Raw genomic sequence first — 19,913 nt, forward strand, 5'->3', positions numbered from 1 at the left:
TCTAAATTTTAGGAGGTATTTATTTTTCGATGTTGAATACGTTTAATTCAAAAAGAAAAAACAGCCTCTAATAACTTTGTAAAATTTGTTGCTGTAGGGTAGCTCTTTTTATTCTATTTATATATTATTGCAAATAACAATAATTACCATTTGTATTTCATGTTTATTTAATCGGCTTTACTAAAAAAATTTTAGTAAAAACTTAACCGATTAAGCTTGCGTGATATCTAAGAGATAGAATGAACTTAATAAATCGATACCAAATATCTGCCATATCAATTGCTATAAGTACCATTTTAGCACCTTCTGTATACGCAGCTTCAGCGTCAGCTAACATAGAGAAAATAGCGGTTACGGGTGTTAGACAAGCTTTTCGTGGCGATGTGCCCTTAAGCGAGCAACCACAAAGTATTGAGTTTATATCAGCAGAAAACCTCGATGACGCAGGAGTGACTACACTCACAGATATATTTGATCTAACGCCGAGTATTTCTGAACAAAATGATTTTGGTGGATTGTGGGAAAGCTTTGCAATACGTGGCTTAGTAGGCGATGAGAATATTCCTTCAGGCTTTTTAATTAATGGTTTTTCATCGGGTCGAAGTTTTAGCGGTACCCGCGATACCAGTAATATTGATTATGTAGAAGTGATGAAAGGGCCTGGCTCTGCTCTTTATGGTCGCTCTGAGCCTGGCGGTACTATTAATATCATCACTAAAAAGCCACAGTTTGAAGAACAAGGCTCTTTGAAAGTATCTGCAGGGAGCTGGCAGAGTTATCGCGCTGAAGGTGACTACACTAATGCTATTACCAATGAACTCGCTTTTAGAGTAAATGGTGCAATTGAAGACGGTGAGGGTTTTAGAGACTACCACGAAAATAAAAAAACGGTGATCACACCTTCAATTCTTTGGTTAATATCCGACACAACAAAATTAAATTATGAACTAGAGTATGTTGATCAGAGTGTGACGTTTGACCGTGGCATTGTTGCCCTAGACGGGAAGATAGACGCATTACCTATTGAAACGTTTTTAGGTGAGCCAAGCGATAAACCAACAGAGGTTGATGCGATTTCTCATCAACTGACTTTTGAGCATCAAATAGGGCAATGGTCACTTTTAAATGGGCTTAGCTATAGCGATTCTAAATTTATAAGCGAATCGAGTGATGCTGAACTCGCCCCTAGCAGGCAGGTTTATTTTACTGATGGCGAAACTTTAAGTCGGCAGCATAACGAGCGTGATTTTCAAACTAAAAATATTTCAGCCCGCACTGAGCTAAGTGGTAGCGTTACTGCTGCTGGGTTTACCCATCATTTATTAATAGGTGCCGATGCCAGCAAGTTTGATTTTGATAAACTTTGGTATAGATATCGCCCTACGCTTGAAGATACGCGCTATGCCATTAATATGTATAACCCCGTGTATGGGCAAACAGCACCCGAAGGTTCACTTTTATTCAACAGCACTGAAGTACAGCACAGCTACGGGATTTACATTCAAGATCAAATCGACGTCACTGAGCAGTGGAAAGTACAAGTGGGCGGTCGTTATGATTGGTTTGATCAGCAAATAGATAATCATATTAATCAAAGTCAGTCTAAAAGCAATCAGAGTACATTTAGCCCACGAGTAGGCTTAGTGTATGCTTACTCAGACGATATACAGTATTACAGCAGTTACTCTGAAGGTTTTAGGCCAAACAGTGGTTACGATATAAATGGTGATGCATTTGAGCCAGAATCAACAACCTCTATTGAGGCGGGTGTTAAATTTAGCACCGATACCCTAAATGGTAGCTTTACTGTATTTAGCGCCGAAAAAAGCAATATGTTGACCACAGATTTGCAAGCAGGCGTGTCGACGGCGTTAGGCGAGGTAACTAGCGAAGGCGTTGAGTTTGATTTACACGGTTATATTACAGAGCACACCTCATTTGATTTGGCCTATACCTACACCGATGCAAAAACAGCAAACGACACGGTTAATACAGATTGGTGGGTAAAATTACCAAAAGGTAGCCCTTTACTTAATATTCCTAAACACAGTGCAAATGCACGTATTAAAAGAGAATTGAATGATTTAATCGATTTAAATGCAAGCGTTGGTATAGCTGTTCAGTATGAGGGGGAGCGCTTAGGTGAAACCATAGACCCTACGTACTACTTACCTTCGTATACACTGGTGAACCTGTTCGCAACTTACAACGTTAATGAAGATGTGATTGTACAACTGAACATTAATAACGTGCTGGATAAAGAATATTACTCAAATTCTTACTCTGCAATTTGGACTCAACCAGGTGAGCCAGTCAATTATAAACTGAGCTTAAAATATAACTTTTAACTTACCCTTGGGGCAGGCTTAAAGATGCTTGCCCCATCACTTTACTCAGGCTGTGCTTCTGTTCCAAGTAAAGTGTCAATGTAGGCGAGTTCTTCGCTAAAAATACCACTAAAAAATGCATTCTGTTCAATTATTAAGGCGTCATTAGGTTGAGCTTTGTAGCTTTGCTGGCATCTGATAATTTCACGGGTTAACCACGAGCACTCATTGCTTGCAGTGTTTATAGCTGTTTTTAAAAAAGAGGGCCATTTGATTTTTTGTAAATTAAAGCGATAGAGCATTACAGCTATACGCCCATAGGCTTGTTGCTTTTGTGATGGTGGGTTATCACTTGTTACTATCTCACTGTTTAACAGCTTACTGCTAAACAGTGCTTGTTGCAGCGCGACTTGCTGTGGCTTACTTAAAAAAGTCGTTGTCATAATGCGTGAGTAGCCTTGATTGCAATAGAAAATAGCATTTAGTATTAAAGGCTAAGCAAGGCGTTTTACGACTCAAGCAGCACCGAAAAAATGCAGCAACAGTGATAACAAAGTTGGCCTGACTCTTTACTGAATTATCAAAATACAATTGTAATTGGTTAGATAGTTTTGAAGAATAAAACTTAATGAAACTGCACTTCCATAAAATGAATTCTACGTTATTATTTAAATACTTTGATCAACTGCTGAGATCACCTTGAATTACTTAGCCCACCTTTATTTAGCACAGCCTACGGCTGATTCTCATTTTGGCAACTTACTGGGAGATTTTGGTGGTCAACGGCAGCTAACATACATACCTACAAGTGTTAAAAGTGCGCTAGATAACCATTATTTAGTGGATAAATTTACTGACACACATCCTTTAGTTAAAGAAGCTAAACAGCTTTTTTCAGCTAAGCGCAGGCGCTTTGCAGGCGTGGCTGTTGATGTGGTGTTTGATCATTTTCTTATTGCGCATTGGCAGCAGTTTAATAATCAATCACTAATTGATTTTAAGCACACCAGTTATGGGTTTTTGGATAAGCGTATACCTGTAATGCCTACACGAATGCAACGTGTAGTAACCAGTATGACGCAAAACGATTGGTTTAAAGAGTATGAAAGCGTTGATGGGGTTGGGCGGGCGCTTGATAATATTGCTAAACAGATTCGTTTTACTAATAATTTTGCAGGCACCGCTGAAGATATAACCCGCCATTACAGTGAGCTAAACGGGCTATTTTTAGCGTTTTTCCCTGAGTTAATTAAACACGTTAATGAGTTTAATTTGGAGAGCGCACCAAAATAGAATGCGCTTTCAATACAAGTGGTTTAGTCGTCAGGCCCTTTTAAGGTAAACACTAAATGTTTTCGCATATCTTTTAAAATCACGCCTTTTTTAAGCATTGCGCCGCTTAAGCGCTTTTGCCATTTTAATAACTCTGGTTCTGCCGCAGTTAATGCTTGTTGGTTTTCAAATTGAAAACACATCAGTAAAGAGCCCGGAAATAAGTGATATTCCACATCGAACCAGCATTGCAGCATACCTGGGATTTCAGCACGGCCTTGTTCTTCTATTTTATCAGCAACACTGAGGACGAGTGCTTGTTGTTTTACTTGCACAGCAGATAGTTTTTTCATGGGAGATGATCCAATTTAGAGGCTAAAAATACAGCCGGAATAGTGCATTATACTCAAGCTTTTAGGCAGGCAACAATGTTAACCTGAGTTTTAGTTATATGCAGAACAAATTAATAAGGTGCGAAGGCTTTTGGATTCTCACATCTAATTTAACTTCCTTGAACTCTGCTTGAGATAGGTTATTTATTCAAAGTTCAGGTTAATTAGTTAGTCGTTACTTTTCTTCTAAGTGCATTTTTTATGTGGCTTGGATCTGCTTTGATAAAAACAAGTTAGTAACGTCTGCGACTTTGATTAACGACTCTTTATCAGCATGACTCCAAGTTACCTTTGAGCCTACACTTTCACAACAAATAACACCTAATGGTTTGCTATCAAGTATATAGATGTAATCAAGTAAAGAATAAATATTGAGCGGCTCAAAGTAAGAGTGAGAGAATGGCTTGGTTACGTCGTTATTTCTGGCGTCGGAGGCGTCGAGTACTTGGTTGGTTAAAATATAGTTGAAATAAGCAGGGGAGTTTTCTGTGTATAGAACAGTTCCATTTGAAACAACATCATTTTCATCAAGGCAAGCTAAGCAATTTAATGCACTGTAATCTTTATTAAATAACCACAGACTGACTCGATTAGCATTGGGAATAAGCGCTTTTAACTCTTTGCATATTTGCTTTAGTTTCCTGTTACTAGAAACATTAGGATCGCTAATTTTTACTGCTAAGTTTTTTAAGTTGAGGTTTTTAGGATTATAAACATTGAGTAAGCTATTGAGCTTAGCTTTATCAAACGGTTTAGTTAAGTAGCCATCCATACCAATACCTAAATAATGCTCAATGTCTTGTTTTAGGGTATTTGCTGTCATAGCTATAATTGGAACTGTTTTACCTGCAGGGAGTGCTCTAATAGCCTGTGTGGCTTTTATGCCATCCATTTCAGGCATTTGTATATCCATGAAAATTAAGTCTACCGAGTGCTCTTTGAAGTACTTAACACATTCTTTACCATCCTCTGCGATAATTAAATTAGCATTATGTGCTTTGAGCATTTTAACGATAATAAGCTGATTTATTTTATTATCTTCGGCAATTAATAAAGTACAACCTTTCAGGTTTGTTATATCAGAGCCCTGCTTTGCTACTGATGGTAATAAAGCAAGCTCAAAGTTTTGCTCGTAGGTAAATGTGGAGCCCTTACCTATTTTGCTGGTAAAGCTAAGCTGCCCCTGCATTAATTCACTTAAGCGAGCACAAATTGATAAGCCTAAACCTGTCCCCCCATATTCTCTTGAAGTTGATGAGTCTGCCTGATGAAACTCTTTAAATAAATGTTCTTGAACAGTCTCATTAATGCCAAGGCCTGTATCAATAACTTCAAATTTGAGTAATTGTGTTTGCAATGTACTGCTTTTAATACTTACTTTCAGTTCGACTTGACCAGTTTTGGTAAATTTAATCGCATTTGAGCATAGGTTATTTAAAATTTGCGAAACCCGGAGAGGATCGCCTTTTAAACTCTCTGCTATTTTAGGATCTACCGACTTAATAAGTTTTATACCTTTAGCAGACGCTTGCTGTAACTGGGGTTTTATTACATCGCTAATAACGTCATTAAGATTGAAGTTGATATGTTCAATCTCTAATTTACCAGCCTCAATTTTAGAAAAGTCTAAAATATCGTTTACAATATTTGATAAGTAATGTGCTGACTTTAATATACTTTTTAAGGTGTTATCTTTTTCCTCTGTTGTGCCTTCTGATATGGCAAACTCAGCTAAATTTAAAATCCCATGTAATGGGGTTCTCAACTCATGAGTCATATTTGCTAAAAATTTACTTTTTGTGTTGTTGGCTGTATCAGCTTCTTCTTTTAACTTTTCTAGTTCTTTATTGTGTGCTTTTTGTTTTTCTAATGCCATCACTAGCTTTTTATTATTAAGTCTAAGCTCTAATTGCGCAATAACTTCTTTGCTCAAAACCGTGAGTGCATTTATCTGTTTGCTTGAGAGCTTTTTTGGCTTATCGCTAATAACACATAACGTACCAATAGCATTGCCTCTAGGAGTTATAAGAGGTGCACCTGCATAAAAGCGAATATTTGGGTCGTTTGTAACCAAGGGATTATCGTGAAAGCGGGTATCAGTAAGTGCATTTTGAACTTCGAACACTTGGTTTTCTAAAATTGCGTGAGAACAAAACGAGATATCTCGGGCTGTTTCGGCTACATCAATACCTTGCTTTGATTTAAACCATTGCCTGTCGGGAGCAACAAGGCTTATTAGTGAGATTGGCGTTTCACAAATATCAGATGCAAGCTGGGTTAAGTCGTCAAAGGATTTCTCAGCTTCAGTGTCTAAAACATCATACTCATATAGGTCTTTTAGCCGTGATAGTTCATCTTCAGGTGTTGACGCTTTTATCATTATGTAACCTTGTTTTGATGTGCCTAACAATGAGTAATCGAATAAAAATAATAATGGATGCGCTAGCGTAAAATGCAATTAAATTATTATACTCAAGTAGTTAGCTTATATGACCTTAACAGTTTTTGCTAATTGATTTAAAACTGCTCAATCAACAATTCTATTACGGCCTTTCGTTTTTGCCTCGTATAAATAGTCATCAACATATTTTAAGCTGTTTTGTAAGCTGATAGAGCCATCATGAGTAAGTAGCCCAATACTTACCGTAAAGCTAATATTAAAGTTGCGATAGTAAACTTTATGTTCATTTACTGCGTGTTTTATTCGCTCAGCGGCTTGCTTAGCTTCTGCTTTGTTTGTGTTGGGCATAATAATTAAAAACTCTTCACCGCCCAGGCGAAATACAAAATCTTGTTTTCTGGTTAAAGCGCGTAATGTATTGGTAAGCTCTTTTAAGCTTAAATCGCCAGCTTCGTGACCATAGTTATCATTTATTGCTTTAAAATGGTCTATGTCGAGCATTAATAACGAAATATAGGTATTTTTATTCTGCGTTTTTAATAGCTCATCGCTGAGTGTTCTGTATAAAGTTCGTCTATTTAAACAGCCTGTAAGTGGGTCTATATTGGCTTGTTTTTCTAGCTCTTGATTAAGAGAAGAGAGCTCTTGAGTACGCGCCTGAATACGCTGCTCTAAACTGGTATTAAGCGCGATCAGTTTGTGTTCTATGTTTATTTCTTTGGTTACGTCGTTTTGAACAGCAAAATAATAAGCTACTTTTCCATCTCTAAAAATGGGTGATATGGCCAGTTCATTCCAATAAGGGTCGCCACTTTTTGTGTAGTTTAAAATTCTTGTAGTTATGGGGAGCCCTTTTTTAAGATGAATTTTGAGTTGCTCTATTGTGTTGGCATCAGTTTTTTCACCTTGTAAAATAGAGCCAAGCTTTTTACCTTCTACTTGATTCAGTGGGTAGCCTGTAATTCTTTCAAATGAGCCATTTACCCAAATAACACGCTTGTCTTTATCGGCAATCACCATTCCTACTGTGGTTTCTTTGAGTGCAGTAACTAAAAAGTCCCGCTCCAGAGCTATTTTTTCACTCCCTGATATGTCTTGAAAAATGCCATATAGCTTCGTGATTTCACCGTTTAAATCTCTCGATACATTGCCGCTTGATATTACAGTGCGCTCTTGTAGATCGTCGTCTACAACACGAAGCTTTATACAACTCCATTCTTGTCCGCATGCAAGAGCTTGCTCGACCGCATCTGTTATTTTGGATTTGTCATCTTCATGATAAAAATTTATTGCAGTATCTAGTTGAGGGGAATAGTTACTCGGTGAAACACCATGAATGGTATAAATTTCATCGGTCCAAAATAATTGGTTAGTTTTACAGTCGAGTTGCCAATAGCCTACCTTTAAAACTTCGCCGGCATTTTCTATGATGGTTTGTAATTCGTTATTGCTAATAACAGACGACACTTGGGCAAAGTGCTGGTTAAAAACTAAAACCATATGTTGGTGTTGGTTTTGCTGCACGCTGTGTAAGCAACAATTTAGTTTAATGGAGTAATCGGTTGCTAATGTTAGTTCAATATCAAATTGGTCTAACTCATTATGTTGCGATTTTAGTGCGAGAATTTGTTGTTGTAATAGAGCTTTGCTTTCAGTAGTACAACAGCCATAAAGGCTTTCAATGGTGGGTACTTTTTTAGCTGCAACATTTAGCTCTGACCACCTTGGAGAAAGATAACTAAGCTGATTATTATTATCAAATACCATTAAAAGAAAATTACACTTTTCTAGCAGCGCAATATTTATGTCTTTAATATCCATAAGCTCCCTACATATGAAAAGTATTACAACAATAAGGTTGAGTATAGACACCTTCTTTTATTTTTTCAGTTCAAGACAGTGTTAATAGTGGTCAGAATTCTTACTAAAAGTGTATTTCAGGTTTGTTTTTATCACTTTCCTGATAAGGTATTGGTTGTATAACAATATTTTAACGTTATTTCGTTGTTGTTAACGCAGAACGAATCACTGGAGAGTTTAATGAACATATTTCGATTGAGTGTTGTTACCTCGTTTTTTTTCGCTGCTAATCTCTGTGCTACTAGTGCACATGCAAATACTAAAGTAATTCATGCCGGAGAGTTATTGGCTATTCCCGGAGAAAAACCACAACAAAAACAAACTATAGTAATAGAAAATGGCAAAGTGCTCTCGGTATCTGCGGGTTTTTTACCCATAGCTCGATTTGGCGAAGATGCTCAGTTAATCGACTTATCGACCCGCTTTGTTATGCCAGGGCTTATGGATATGCATGTGCATTTACAAGGTGAGCTTGGCCCTGATAATAAAAAAGAGCTGGTGGAAATGTCTGATGCAGATGTAGCAATGCGCAGTGTGCATTTTGCTAACAAAACTCTTATGGCGGGCTTTACTACTGTGCGTGATGTGGGAAGTCAAAGCGAGCAAATGTATGCATTACGTAAAGGCGTAGAAAATGGCTGGGTTGATGGGCCGCGTATTATTGCTGGTGCTGGCGTTACTATTACTGGCGGACACTTAGATGTTGATGGTATGAGCCCTGATTTTCTCACCATAAAAACACCGCCAACAGTGTGTGATGGCGCTATTGAATGCCGCAAAAAAACTCGCTATGCAATTAAATACGGGGCTGATTTAATTAAAGTTGCTTCTACCGGTGGCGTGCTTTCGGATACTACTACGGGCACAGGGCAGCAAATGCAAGACGATGAACTTAAAGCTGTAGTTGATACAGCGCATGGTTTAGGGCGAAAAGTAGCTAGTCATGCGCATGCCGCTCAAGGTATTAATGCAGCATTACGTGCGGGCGTTGATAGCATTGAGCACGGTAGTTACACCGATGATGAAGGCATTAAATTATTTAAAGAAACAGGGGCTTATTTAGTCCCTACTTTGCTTGCAGGGCACACCGTAGTTGGGTTAGCAAAAAACAGTGACTTTATGTCTGCGCCAATTAAAAGCAAAGCAATTAGGGTAGGGGGCGATATGCTCAACAATTTTACTAAGGCTTATAAGGCCGGGGTAAACATTGCATTTGGTACCGACAGTGGCGTATCTAAGCACGGCATTAACGCAAAAGAAGCGGTATTAATGCATCAAGCAGGTATGACTCCTGCTGATATTTTAAAATCGGCAACCGTCAATGCTGCTGATTTAATTGATATGAGCCAGCGCTTGGGCACCATAGAGCCTGGTAAGTTTGCTGATATTATTGCTTTGGACACCAGCCCACTTAGCGATATTAGCGCTTTAATGGATGTCGATTTTGTAATGAAAGAAGGCACGATTTTTAAACACCAATAAATACCCTATTTATTTTATTAATAATGACGCAATAACGCTGGTAGGTCGTATAAAAATTTTATAAATGGCTGCTGGCGTTTTTTGGTCATACCGCTTTTAAGGTTATAAAGGAAGTCTTTTATTTTGAAGAGCTTAATAGTTTTATTTTTAGTTGTATGGCCTTTTTTGGTTAATGCCAACGCGCAGATAGTTGAATTTCCTGATGTAAATAATAATGTGGCATACGCAAGTGTGGCTTCATTGGGGTTTACCCCTGCGGATGAAAAAATAGCATATGGGGATAATGAATCGCAGTTCGCATTACTTTGGCGCGCAAAACAAATCCAGCCGCAAAACCCGTTAGTTATTTTACTTCATGGTGGTTGTTGGCTAAGTGCATACGATATTAAACATACCTATGCGTTAAGTACGGGGCTTGCACAAGCAGGTTTTAACGTATGGTCTTTAGAGTATAGAAGAAGCGGCGCAAGCGGTGGTGGCTGGCCTACAACGTTTAATGATGTAAAAGCCGGAATTTTAGCGGTAAGTAAATATAATAATGGCGAGTTTAAATTAGCTGACTCGGTTGCGGTAGGACACTCCGCTGGTGGGCATTTAGCTCTGCTTGCTGGTGGTGAAATTGATCAGCTCAAAGGGGTTATTGGCTTAGCCCCTATTACTGATATAAAAGCGTATGCACGCGGTAATAACAGCTGTCAAAAAGTGACAAAGGATTTTATGCAAGGTATGCCAACTGATAAACCCAAGGCTTACACGCAAGCGAACCCGAGCGAGCAGTCGCTTCATCCGCAGAGTATTATTTTACAAGGTGACCAAGATACCATCGTGCCAGCTTTTAATTTAGAGCAGCTTAAACGACCTGTGGTTATGCTAAATGGTGTGGGGCATTTTGATTGGATCCACCCAGGTTCTGAGGCATTTAAGACACTAATACAAAATTTGAATGAGAAGTAATAATGAATTTTAATGAGATTGTAGCGCTTGATAAAGCCGATCCGCTGGCTAATAAACGTGATGAATTTGATTTACCCGCAGACACTATTTATCTCGATGGTAACTCATTAGGGGCTTTGCCTAAAGCCGTAAAATCGCGCGTAGCTGAGGTGGTAAGTCAGCAATGGGGTAGCCATTTAATTAGAAGTTGGAATGATCACCAATGGATTGATTTACCAACTCTGGTAGGAGAGAAAATAGCGCCGATTATTGGCGCAGCAAAAGGCCAAGTGATTTGTTGTGACTCGATTTCAGTTAACTTATTTAAACTGTTAAGTAGTGCATTATCGTTAAACCCTGAGCGAAATGTGGTGTTATCCACCGAGGATAACTTTCCTACTGACTTATACATGGTACAGGGGCTAAGTGAGCTATTAGGCCCCGACTTATGTCAGCTTAAATTAGTGGCAGAGCAAAGTATTGAGCAAAACCTTAATGATTCAGTGGCTGTGTTGCTATTAACGCAGGTCAACTTTAGAACCGGTCAGTTGCTGGATATGCAAAAGCTCACCCAGTTAGCCCACGAGAAAGGCATTTTGGTGATATGGGATCTAGCCCATAGTGCGGGAGCTTTACAAGTTGAACTTGATAACTGTAATGCTGATTTTGCCGTTGGCTGTGGCTATAAATACTTAAACGGTGGCCCAGGCTCACCTGCATTTTTATATGTGGCTAAACGCCACCAAGCTGCTGTAAAGCAGCCCTTATCAGGTTGGATGGGTCATGCCAAACCATTTGCTTTTGATGCAATATATCAAGGTGCTGATACTATAAATCAGTATTTATGCGGTACACCTAGTGTGATTGCGATGAGTGCTTTAGATGCCGCTCTTGATGTATGGCAAGACGTAGACATTTCTCAAGTAAGAGAAAAGTCGATTGCACTTGCTGACGTATTTATTAAATTAGTAAAAACACATTCATGCTTAAGTGATTTGCGCTTATGTTCCACTGAAAATTCGAGCCAAAGAGGTAGCCAGTTAGCATTTTCACATACCGATGCGTTTGCTATATGCCAAGCGTTAATTGAAAAAGGGGTAATTGCAGATTTTCGTGCGCCTAATATTTTACGTTTTGGTTTTACACCTCTTTACACCTCGTTTGAAGAGATTTGGCAGGCAGCAACTATTTTAGCTGAGGTAGTTAAAAGCCAGCTATATACCCAGCCACGTTTTAATTTAGCGGGTAAAGTGACGTAACTTTATGATGAGCCATTATTATAATGGCTCATAGCGTTTCTCAAGTTAAAAAAGGCATAGCGTTAGCAGAATCACTAGCAGCGCCTTTAGGTTATTATTGCTCCTTTTCTAGATGAAAGTAATTAAGTTGTACTCTCATCTCGGTAGCTTGTTCTGCCATTTGACGCGCAGCCGCCATTGTTTCTTCTGTAATCGCTGAGTTAGCCTGAGTTAGCCCCGTTAACCGTTGTACAACAAGATTAACCTCTTTAATTGCTTGCTCTTGTGCGGAGGTTGAGTGCGCTATATGTATTATATTTTTACTAACATCGCTAACAGCTTGCATTATGTGTTTTAGTTTTTTCCCTGAGGTGTCGGCTAATTCAGTTCCAAGTGCTATTTTTTGATTACTATTTACAATAATACTTTTTATCTGCTTCGCAGATTTAGCACTGCGTCCCGCTAAATCACCCACTTCATTAGCGACTACAGCAAAGCCTCTTCCATGGTCGCCAGCCCTAGCTGCTTCTACGGCGGCATTAAGTGATAGCAAGTTAGTTTGAAAAGCGAGGTTGTCAATAACCGAAAGTATTTCGTTAATATCTTTACTGGCTTCATTTACTTCATCAATCGCGCTAACAGTCTGTATTGATAATTGGTTTCCTTCTTCAGCGATTTGCTCTGCATTGCTTGCCAATGCCACGGCACTTTTTGATTGTTCAGATACTTTAGTTAGCTCATCTAGCATTTGCTCAGTACTTGAGCTTGCCTCTTCAAGGTTGGCAGCTTGCTCTTCTGTGCGTTTACTTATTTCAGTATTACTTGAAGCTATTTCACCTGCATTTTGCATAACCTGGCCAGCAGATACTTGAATCTCTTGAATGACATTGGTTAATTTAAAGATGGTCGCGTTGGTGTCGTTTTTTAGGGTGTTGAATACGCCTTGATATTGCCCCTCTATATTTTTGGTAAGGTCACCTTTAGCTAAGTTTGACAAAACGCTACTTACTTCATTTATAGCTAATGAAACTAATGAGGTAGACTCATTAACATTATTTTTTAAATCTTCCAATTGGCCTTGCAATGGTTGTTTTAATTGATGAGAAAAATCGCCATTTGCCATTGCAGCCATCACTTGATTAAGATCATTTATGACATGTTCAAGGTTTGTTACTGAGTGGTTTATATCTGTTTTTAAACTATTTAGCTGGCCTGTCATAGTCGATGAAATAGTATGATCAAAGCGCCCCTGACTAATTGCTAGCATGACTGATGAAATTTCAGTTAGAGCATTATCAATAGCAGTAATTGATGTATTGATGTTACTTTTTAACTGCTCAAGTTGACCGCTGGCTTCACCTTTAATCATTTTTTTAAAGTCACCTTTACTAACAAAGGACATGACTTCACCTATTTCATTCATTACATTATTTAAATTAGCCATACTGGAATTAATATCTTGTTTTAAAATATCAAGCTGTCCAGCTAAGGGGGCATCTAATTGCGCTGAAAAATGGCCCTGTCGTAATGCACTCATAACGTCACTAATACCATCTATGGCAATACTTAAGCTATTCACTGAGTTATTCACGCTGTCTTTTAGCTGGGCAAGTTTTCCTTTAGCTGGATAGGTAATTTGCTCTTTAAAGTTACCTTGCTCTACGTTAGCCATAATATCTACGATACTATTCATTGTGTTGTTTATTGAGGAAAGCGATTGGTTAATATTACTTTTTAAGGTGCCTAATTCGCCTGACATTGAGGCATTAATTTGAATATCAAATTGACCATCAGCCATAGCAATCGCAATGTTATTTAATTCGTTTATTGCCCCGTTTAGTGAACTTGCGCAATCGTTGGTTGCTTGTTTTAACGTAGCTAACTCTCCTCGACATGGTGCTTCAATACGTTGATCAAATTTACCCGCAGCCATTTGATTCATAACGCGATTTGTTTCACTAATAGATAACTGCAGCGCATCAAGAAGAGTGTTAAATGCTTGAGTGCTAACGCCTATTTCATCGCTTGAATAGACAGTTGCTCGTAATGAAAAGTCACCTTGTTGTTCAACTTTTTTCATCGTATCAGCTAGTGCATGTATTGGTTTTGTGAGTGTTCGCGCAAACCAATATGCGGCAATAGTAACAATAAAAATAGTGACAAAAAGTATCACAATGAGTAGTTGGGAAAGAGTCGTTATTGACTCAAAAGCTTCTTGTTCGTCCATTTCTGCTATAAGTGCCCAGCGAACATTAAATACATTTACAGGTGCAAATGCAGATAGCACCATTTCATTGTTATAGTCATTTATAACATGCTGCCCTTTTTCATTTTTTAGTGCTTTGATTACAGATAAGGTATTTACAGTGCCTTTATTTGGGTTTCTAAATGAGCTTTCTACAGAGTGGTTTTTCGGATCAATATACGAGTCAGAGCGCATTAACCCTTCAGGGCCAACAAGGTAGGTTTCTCCGCTTTCGCCCAACCCGTCGCGTTCTTTCATAATTGAATTAATATCTTCAATCGATAATTGGGCAGCTAAAATAGCAACCGTTTTACCATCAACAACAATAGGCTTTCCTATAAAGCTTGCAGGGGCATTATATGAAGGGGAGTACTGTTTATAATCTGCAAAAGCAATTTTTTGTGGGTTGCTGCTGTCTTTTAATTGTCTAAATAGGTTCGCTAAATTACTTTTAGCGTAGGGGCCTGTTTGCAGCGATGTTGCAAAGTCTACTTCTTTATAAACAGAGTAAACAATATTGCCATTTGCTGGGTCGATAATGAAAATATCGTAGAACTTATTTATATTAGTCATATCGCGTAGATAAGGGTGATATTGGCGGTGCGCTTGCTCGTAAGAGTCTGATTGCTCGGTGGTGGTTAGTTTTTGTTTTTCACCGATTGGGTTTGGGTTATTAGCTAGATAACGAGATTGCAGCTCAATACTTTTTGGATTCATTTGCTTTAATAGAGATGAAGAAACTGTATCTGTTGGGTTTAGCTGTTTAAATTTTGGAGCAAAAGACTCTTTATAAAAGCGATTTAGAGACTCTGATGAGGTTGAAGGGGAGGTATTATTAAATCCATCTATAAACTTTGTCGCAATATTGGCCATTTCTGGATTTGCTTGCAGCGCATTAAGCTTTTTTTCAATGTTGTTAAAATAGCGTTTAACAGCGCTTTGTTTTACTTTACTCACAGCGTCTAAACGCGAATAAACCTGTTCTGTCATCGAGTTTGAAGCTGTATTAATTGCGACAATAATAATTATTGTTATTGGCACTAGGGCAACAACTAAAAAAGCGGAGATGAGTTTTTTTGTTAAGTTTAATGAATTAAAAAAGTGGTTAATTATGAGCATTACTATGTCCCTGTAATAAGGTCTGAACCTCAAATGAGCATAGAACACAATTTGTGAAGATCTAGTTAATAATTAAAGTAATGAGTTTTTATTACAAAATAGCCAAAGCTGATACAAAGCACTTTTAATTTTAATGTAATTGCAGCATGCTTTTTTAGCGGTTTAAAAGCAATAAAGCGTAGAAGTACTTAAGTGCTCCTACGCTTTACTATTTAATTGATGTTTTAACGCTAAAAAAGCAAACGATGTTAGAGCGCGACTAAACTTCGCTCTAACATAGCTTGAATTTGCTTGACTATTTTAGCTTCGGTTTCGGGTTCAAACTGGGCAATTCGAGGGGTGTGAATATGCCCAGTCGGAATATCTGAATTTAGCTGATTACGCAGCCGAATACTGCGGTACGAAATTTCGTTAGACAGGTAACCACCGCCACCGCCACGTACTGCAGTTGCCTCTTTTAATTCGTCAAAACTGCTAGGCTCAAAGTCTTTTTTGAGGGTAATAACATGATGATTATCATTAATCGCAAAAGGGCCTTTTGCCTTTAGCATAGTGCTAACAGGTAAGCTAAATTCTACAAACTCAGTACCGGGTAATGGGCGGTCGTTTAAGCTTGGAATGAGCGGCGCTGTTTTGGTACCTCCATACACTATATTGGCGTTGTCGGGGGCTGTTACACTGCGGCGCTTACCTGGAAAGCGTTCAAGATCAAAGTCTTTGCGGCCCATGCTAACGGTAACGACCATATCAACTTTATTAAGAGCGTAATAAGGGGCAAGTAAGGATTCTATAATGCCTTGATCAAAGTCTTCATAACGCACAGGCACCATTACAGTGTTTATTTCAGCACTAATCCCTTTATAGTTTATTACTTGGCCATCAAGAAGCAACGCAGCCACGCCTGATGGGTTACTTTGGTTTATATTTCTATCAAGTAAAAATGGGTCAAACCCAGTTAGTAGTATCTTTTTAGTGGTGTTTTGTGAGTAGCTTAGATCTGTGCGACCTCGGCTTCCGTTTTCTAGCAATGTTAATAACACTGTTTGCTGCGCAGCGCTCAGCGAAAATGCAGGTTTTGTGGTACGAATTATTTTACTTGATTGTAAGCGAGCCCAATAAAGCGCGCGATCATCTAAGTTTTGCGTTGTAGCGATGCGTTTTTTTGCACTAAACCATAATCGTTTTGAGTAGTCATTAACGGCATCTACGGCTTGTGCATAGCTTGAGAGTGACTTGAATTGCTGCTCAAATTGATTAACTTCGCTGGCAAAAGCGCTTAGTACGGCTGGCATCGCTTGGCTGGCTTTTTCAATTCGCAATTCTTCTGGGGTTAGCGGTGTGTTTAAATTGGCTAAAGTACTAAAAGAAGAAAATATTAAACTTGTGGCAATCAGTGTTTTTATCATGATGTTCCTATACTAAGTCGTATTTGTTGCCTACTATCCTATGCCTAATATGTGGGTGCAAATAAAATCGTTGGTTGGTTTTATGTTGAAAGCAGTATAAAACAGGCGCTAAATCAAAAACTACGGGTATTTTATTAAAAAAGAGTCTTAACTCTGTGATGGGTTTAGCTACAATGGGGCTGTGTATTTTTTAGTTTTTTACTTTTAGGCAGCTATGCAACTTATTCAAATAGATAAAGCACGTTATCGTAAACATTTAAATCGCGTTATTGTCGGCTGTGCAGCAGGTTTAGCCGTGGGCAGTTTAGCAATTTCACAAACCTTAATTGCATTATTTCCCGATGAAAGTGGCAGTCATTTTCATTGGAACTTATTAGGCGTAATTGTTACGAGTATTGGCATAGGCTGGTTGTTAAATAAATACCGAACACATCCTTTTATGAGTGAGGTGGTGTATGTGTGGGAGCTTAAAAAAGCGCTTAATAAAATCACTCGTAAAATGGCTAAGCTAAAAGCGGCGGGACGAGAAGGTAATCCTGATGCGCTATTAGCCATTCACTATAGTTATGCGGGCTCACGATTATTATGGCAGCTTGACGATAACACCATCACTATGGATGATTTAGCGATTAAACAAGCCGAGTTAGATAGCGTTGCGGCCAAGTTCAACTTAACCTTAAATGCTGATGACTACAATGATGCAATTTTAAAGCAGTTTTAAAGTGGTTTTAATTTACAGGAATAACAATGAGCATAATTCTTTATGGTGTCCCGCTTTCTCCTTATGTACGAAAAGTACGTGTGTGTTTAACGCTTAAGCAACTGGACTATAAACTCGAAATAGTCTCGCCGTTTAATCAGCCTGACTGGTTTTTAGAAATTAACCCGTTGGGGCGTATTCCGGCGCTAAAAGATGGCGAGTTAAACTTGGCGGATTCTAGCGTTATTTGCCAATACCTTGATGAAAAATACCTTAATTCATCGGCTTTACTCGGTGATACTATAGAGCAACGTGCAGCTGTTCGCTGGCTAGAAAAATACGCAGATTACGAGCTGGCTCCACTGACAACATTTACGGTATTTCAGCAGCGTATTATTGCTCCTACAATGCAAAAGCCAACCGATGAAGTATTAGTGCAAAGTGCATTAAATGAAAAATTACCGCCTTTATTTGATTATTTAGAAGGTTATTTAGGTAATAACGAATTTTTTGTTGGTAACAGCTTTACTCTTGCCGACATTGCTGTGAGCTGCCAATTAATGAATATGGAGCATGGTGGTGAGCAACTTGATGAGTCGCGCTGGCCTAATCTTGCAGCATTGCATAGCCGTGTAAAACAGGGCACTGCCATGCACACAATGCTTGAAGGCGAGCAAAAAATATTAGCCTCATTAAAATAACGTTTATTACTGATTTTTTGCAAAAGCTTAGGAGCTATAAGTGAAAAAAGTACTGATTGTTTGTTTGGGTAATATTTGTCGCTCACCGACGGCTGAGGCGGTATTAAAAGCTCGCGCTAAAGAGTTAGGCATTGATTTGCTAGTGGACTCGGCTGGGACTATTGGGCACCACGAAGGTAATCCGCCTGATAGACGCTCTATGCAGGCTGGTGAAAAACGCGGTTATAGTTTTAAAGGTATTTTTTCGCGCAAGGTGCGCAGTAGTGATTTTAGCGAGTTTGATTTAATTTTAGCAGCCGATACGCAAAACCTCGCAGATTTAACTGCACGTTGCCCCGAGCATTTACAATACAAGCTTGCGTTGTTTTTAGAGTATGGCGAGCAAGCACAAAGCGCAATTCCCGATCCTTACTATGGCGGTGATGATGGCTTTGAAAAGGTACTTGATTTAATAGAGGCCGCCAGCGATAACATTTTAGCTAAGTTAAAGTAGAATAAACTAAAAAGGCGCTTAAAGCGCCTTTGGTATGTTATTAACGGTTTACTTTAAAGTCGAGCTGTACTTTGGAAGTTGCTGCAACGGCTTTTCCATGTTCAAACTTAGGTGCATAACGCCATTGCGCTAATGCTTCTACTGCCGATTTTTCAAAGGCCACGCCACCTTCAGAACTAAGTACTTGCGGATTTTTTACAAAGCCAGACTCATCCACTTCAAACTCCATAACGACTTTTCCATCTTTACGAAAGCGCGCTTTGTTTGTAGGGTATTTAGGGTTAACGCGGTATAGCGGCGTTTGCTCTTGGCTTTCTTTCCACGGCACCATTTTAGCAATCGCGATGCAGTGTTTGGTGGCTTCATCACTTTTGCCTTGTTTTTCATACAAGCTAATTAATCTTGAGTGTGCGGTAAGCTCGGCGTTATGATCGTAACTTAAGCTTTCATCAAACACATTTACTACACGGTTAAGTCGTTCTATTGCTTGATCGTATCTTTTTCGACCTTCCGCAAATGACGCCATTAAAAAATCAGCTTTTATTTGTTCAACTGAGTTTTTAGGTAAGTTAGCCAGATAATACTCATCGGCTTCTTCTAGGTAGTTTTTAGCTTCTCGGTATTTTTCATAGCTGAATTTATTAGCTAGTATGGTTGCCGCTTCTAATTTCATATCGGCCACAAACTTAGGGTTGTTTTGTGTATTTGCGATTGCTATCACTTGCTCTAAATAATAATCCGCTTTTTGAGCAGAAGGGGCAAAACTAGCCATACCGACTAAAGCATCAATGGTTACAGGCGATTGCTTACCATGGTTATTAACTAAAATAGTATAGGCTTGTTGATAGAGCGAAAAACGCTTTTCAATCCACTGTTTACCGTATCGATTAATTGATTTTGCATAGTTAATCGCTAAGTTTGCGGTGTTATCAGCATTCTCACCGTAAACAGTTTTACCTAATGTGTAAGCCTGCTCCGCGGCTTGTTGCACATTTTCTTTGGTTTTAATCGCATTTAAGTAATTTTGATACGCGTCGTTAAAAACGGCTTGAGCGTTACTTGCTTGTTCGGCAAATGACATGGTGCTTAATACAGATAAACTTAAGCCCATCAGTAATACACGTTTATTTAGTTTCATAATGATCCCTATTATTTGTCGGTGGTAAATTAGCAAATCCTTATGTGTATGTCATCATTTTAGGTAAACCAAGGTAAATATGCGTTGCTAATATATTTATGCTTACATATTGAAAATAGCCGCTGTCGTCGCAATATATTTGACATTACTTAGGGTGTACTACGATCCAATTTTGAACTTTTGTGATATTATCACTTTATCGTGTC

15 protein-coding genes are annotated in these 19,913 nt (G+C 38.6%); 8 read left to right on the forward strand and 7 right to left on the reverse strand.

What is annotated here, in order from left to right:
• Nucleotides 1–239 precede the first annotated feature (239 nt).
• On the forward strand, nt 240–2,348 hold the full coding sequence (locus tag CWB78_RS07260) for a TonB-dependent siderophore receptor (RefSeq protein WP_138594865.1): 2,109 nt from the start codon (nt 240–242) through the stop codon (nt 2,346–2,348).
• 41 nt (nt 2,349–2,389) lie between these two features.
• Here the strand turns inward: CWB78_RS07260 and CWB78_RS07265 are convergent, their stop codons facing one another.
• On the reverse strand, nt 2,390–2,770 hold the full coding sequence (locus tag CWB78_RS07265) for a hypothetical protein (protein ID WP_138570931.1): 381 nt from the start codon (nt 2,768–2,770) through the stop codon (nt 2,390–2,392).
• 256 nt (nt 2,771–3,026) lie between these two features.
• Between CWB78_RS07265 and CWB78_RS07270 the strand changes: the two genes are divergently transcribed.
• Complete coding sequence (locus tag CWB78_RS07270; protein ID WP_138594867.1) at nt 3,027–3,620, forward strand: acyl carrier protein phosphodiesterase; 594 nt, start codon at nt 3,027–3,029, stop codon at nt 3,618–3,620.
• Between the two features lie 23 nt (nt 3,621–3,643).
• Here the strand turns inward: CWB78_RS07270 and CWB78_RS07275 are convergent, their stop codons facing one another.
• The 3 genes from CWB78_RS07275 to CWB78_RS07285 all read right to left on the reverse strand — a co-directional run bounded on the left by CWB78_RS07275 (nt 3,644) and on the right by CWB78_RS07285 (nt 8,213).
• Nucleotides 3,644–3,952 (reverse strand): hypothetical protein, encoded by a 309-nt coding sequence (locus CWB78_RS07275; protein WP_138594869.1) that lies wholly within the window; start codon nt 3,950–3,952, stop codon nt 3,644–3,646.
• Nucleotides 3,953–4,190: 238 nt separating this feature from the next.
• The gene (locus CWB78_RS07280; protein WP_138594871.1) at nt 4,191–6,371 is read right to left on the reverse strand and encodes a GAF domain-containing hybrid sensor histidine kinase/response regulator; all 2,181 of its coding nucleotides are present in this window, start codon (nt 6,369–6,371) and stop codon (nt 4,191–4,193) included.
• Between the two features lie 147 nt (nt 6,372–6,518).
• Entirely contained in the window at nt 6,519–8,213 is a 1,695-nt protein-coding gene (locus tag CWB78_RS07285; protein ID WP_010390789.1) for a GGDEF domain-containing protein, read from the reverse strand.
• A 219-nt stretch (nt 8,214–8,432) separates the two neighbouring features.
• Here CWB78_RS07285 and CWB78_RS07290 point away from each other — a divergent pair, with 219 nt between their 5' ends.
• From CWB78_RS07290 to kynU, 3 genes are all read left to right on the forward strand, one after another.
• Nucleotides 8,433–9,734, forward strand: a complete 1,302-nt coding sequence (locus CWB78_RS07290; RefSeq protein ID WP_138594873.1) for a metal-dependent hydrolase family protein — start codon at nt 8,433–8,435, stop codon at nt 9,732–9,734.
• A gap of 123 nt (nt 9,735–9,857) precedes the next feature.
• Entirely contained in the window at nt 9,858–10,688 is an 831-nt protein-coding gene (locus CWB78_RS07295; RefSeq protein ID WP_138594875.1) for an alpha/beta hydrolase, read from the forward strand.
• Nucleotides 10,689–10,690: 2 nt separating this feature from the next.
• Nucleotides 10,691–11,926 (forward strand): kynureninase, encoded by a 1,236-nt coding sequence (gene kynU / locus CWB78_RS07300; RefSeq protein WP_138594877.1) that lies wholly within the window; start codon nt 10,691–10,693, stop codon nt 11,924–11,926.
• Nucleotides 11,927–12,020: 94 nt separating this feature from the next.
• Here the strand turns inward: kynU and CWB78_RS07305 are convergent, their stop codons facing one another.
• Together CWB78_RS07305 and CWB78_RS07310 are read right to left on the reverse strand one after the other, a co-directional pair.
• A complete protein-coding gene (locus CWB78_RS07305) occupies nt 12,021–15,269 on the reverse strand; it encodes a methyl-accepting chemotaxis protein (RefSeq protein ID WP_138594879.1) in 3,249 nt (1,082 codons plus the stop codon).
• A gap of 248 nt (nt 15,270–15,517) precedes the next feature.
• Nucleotides 15,518–16,675, reverse strand: a complete 1,158-nt coding sequence (locus CWB78_RS07310; protein ID WP_138594881.1) for a PA0049 C-terminal domain-containing protein — start codon at nt 16,673–16,675, stop codon at nt 15,518–15,520.
• Nucleotides 16,676–16,889: 214 nt separating this feature from the next.
• Between CWB78_RS07310 and CWB78_RS07315 the strand changes: the two genes are divergently transcribed.
• The 3 genes from CWB78_RS07315 to CWB78_RS07325 are packed head-to-tail and all read left to right on the forward strand — an operon-like array spanning nt 16,890 to nt 18,569.
• Complete coding sequence (locus CWB78_RS07315) at nt 16,890–17,396, forward strand: DUF3087 domain-containing protein (protein WP_054202271.1); 507 nt, start codon at nt 16,890–16,892, stop codon at nt 17,394–17,396.
• Between the two features lie 26 nt (nt 17,397–17,422).
• On the forward strand, nt 17,423–18,076 hold the full coding sequence (locus tag CWB78_RS07320; protein ID WP_054202270.1) for a glutathione S-transferase family protein: 654 nt from the start codon (nt 17,423–17,425) through the stop codon (nt 18,074–18,076).
• A gap of 40 nt (nt 18,077–18,116) precedes the next feature.
• Entirely contained in the window at nt 18,117–18,569 is a 453-nt protein-coding gene (locus CWB78_RS07325) for a low molecular weight protein-tyrosine-phosphatase (RefSeq protein WP_054202269.1), read from the forward strand.
• Between the two features lie 40 nt (nt 18,570–18,609).
• Here the strand turns inward: CWB78_RS07325 and CWB78_RS07330 are convergent, their stop codons facing one another.
• Complete coding sequence (locus CWB78_RS07330) at nt 18,610–19,707, reverse strand: TonB family protein (RefSeq protein ID WP_138594883.1); 1,098 nt, start codon at nt 19,705–19,707, stop codon at nt 18,610–18,612.
• Nucleotides 19,708–19,913 lie beyond the last annotated feature (206 nt).

It is taken from the genome of Pseudoalteromonas sp. S1612 (assembly GCF_005887175.1).
In the GTDB taxonomy this organism is placed as follows: domain Bacteria; phylum Pseudomonadota; class Gammaproteobacteria; order Enterobacterales; family Alteromonadaceae; genus Pseudoalteromonas; species Pseudoalteromonas undina.

Excerpts from the sequence above, each read along its gene's own strand:
- CWB78_RS07260 (WP_138594865.1), top strand. The coding sequence starts at position 240 with ATGAACTTAATAAATCGATACCAAATATCTGCCATATCAATTGCTATA.
- CWB78_RS07265 (WP_138570931.1), bottom strand. The coding sequence starts at position 2,770 with ATGACAACGACTTTTTTAAGTAAGCCACAGCAAGTCGCGCTGCAACAA.
- CWB78_RS07275 (WP_138594869.1), bottom strand. The coding sequence starts at position 3,952 with ATGAAAAAACTATCTGCTGTGCAAGTAAAACAACAAGCACTCGTCCTC.
- CWB78_RS07280 (WP_138594871.1), bottom strand. The coding sequence starts at position 6,371 with ATGATAAAAGCGTCAACACCTGAAGATGAACTATCACGGCTAAAAGAC.
- CWB78_RS07285 (WP_010390789.1), bottom strand. The coding sequence starts at position 8,213 with ATGGATATTAAAGACATAAATATTGCGCTGCTAGAAAAGTGTAATTTT.
- CWB78_RS07290 (WP_138594873.1), top strand. The coding sequence starts at position 8,433 with ATGAACATATTTCGATTGAGTGTTGTTACCTCGTTTTTTTTCGCTGCT.
- kynU (WP_138594877.1), top strand. The coding sequence starts at position 10,691 with ATGAATTTTAATGAGATTGTAGCGCTTGATAAAGCCGATCCGCTGGCT.
- CWB78_RS07305 (WP_138594879.1), bottom strand. The coding sequence starts at position 15,269 with ATGCTCATAATTAACCACTTTTTTAATTCATTAAACTTAACAAAAAAA.
- CWB78_RS07310 (WP_138594881.1), bottom strand. The coding sequence starts at position 16,675 with ATGATAAAAACACTGATTGCCACAAGTTTAATATTTTCTTCTTTTAGT.
- CWB78_RS07315 (WP_054202271.1), top strand. The coding sequence starts at position 16,890 with ATGCAACTTATTCAAATAGATAAAGCACGTTATCGTAAACATTTAAAT.
- CWB78_RS07320 (WP_054202270.1), top strand. The coding sequence starts at position 17,423 with ATGAGCATAATTCTTTATGGTGTCCCGCTTTCTCCTTATGTACGAAAA.
- CWB78_RS07330 (WP_138594883.1), bottom strand. The coding sequence starts at position 19,707 with ATGAAACTAAATAAACGTGTATTACTGATGGGCTTAAGTTTATCTGTA.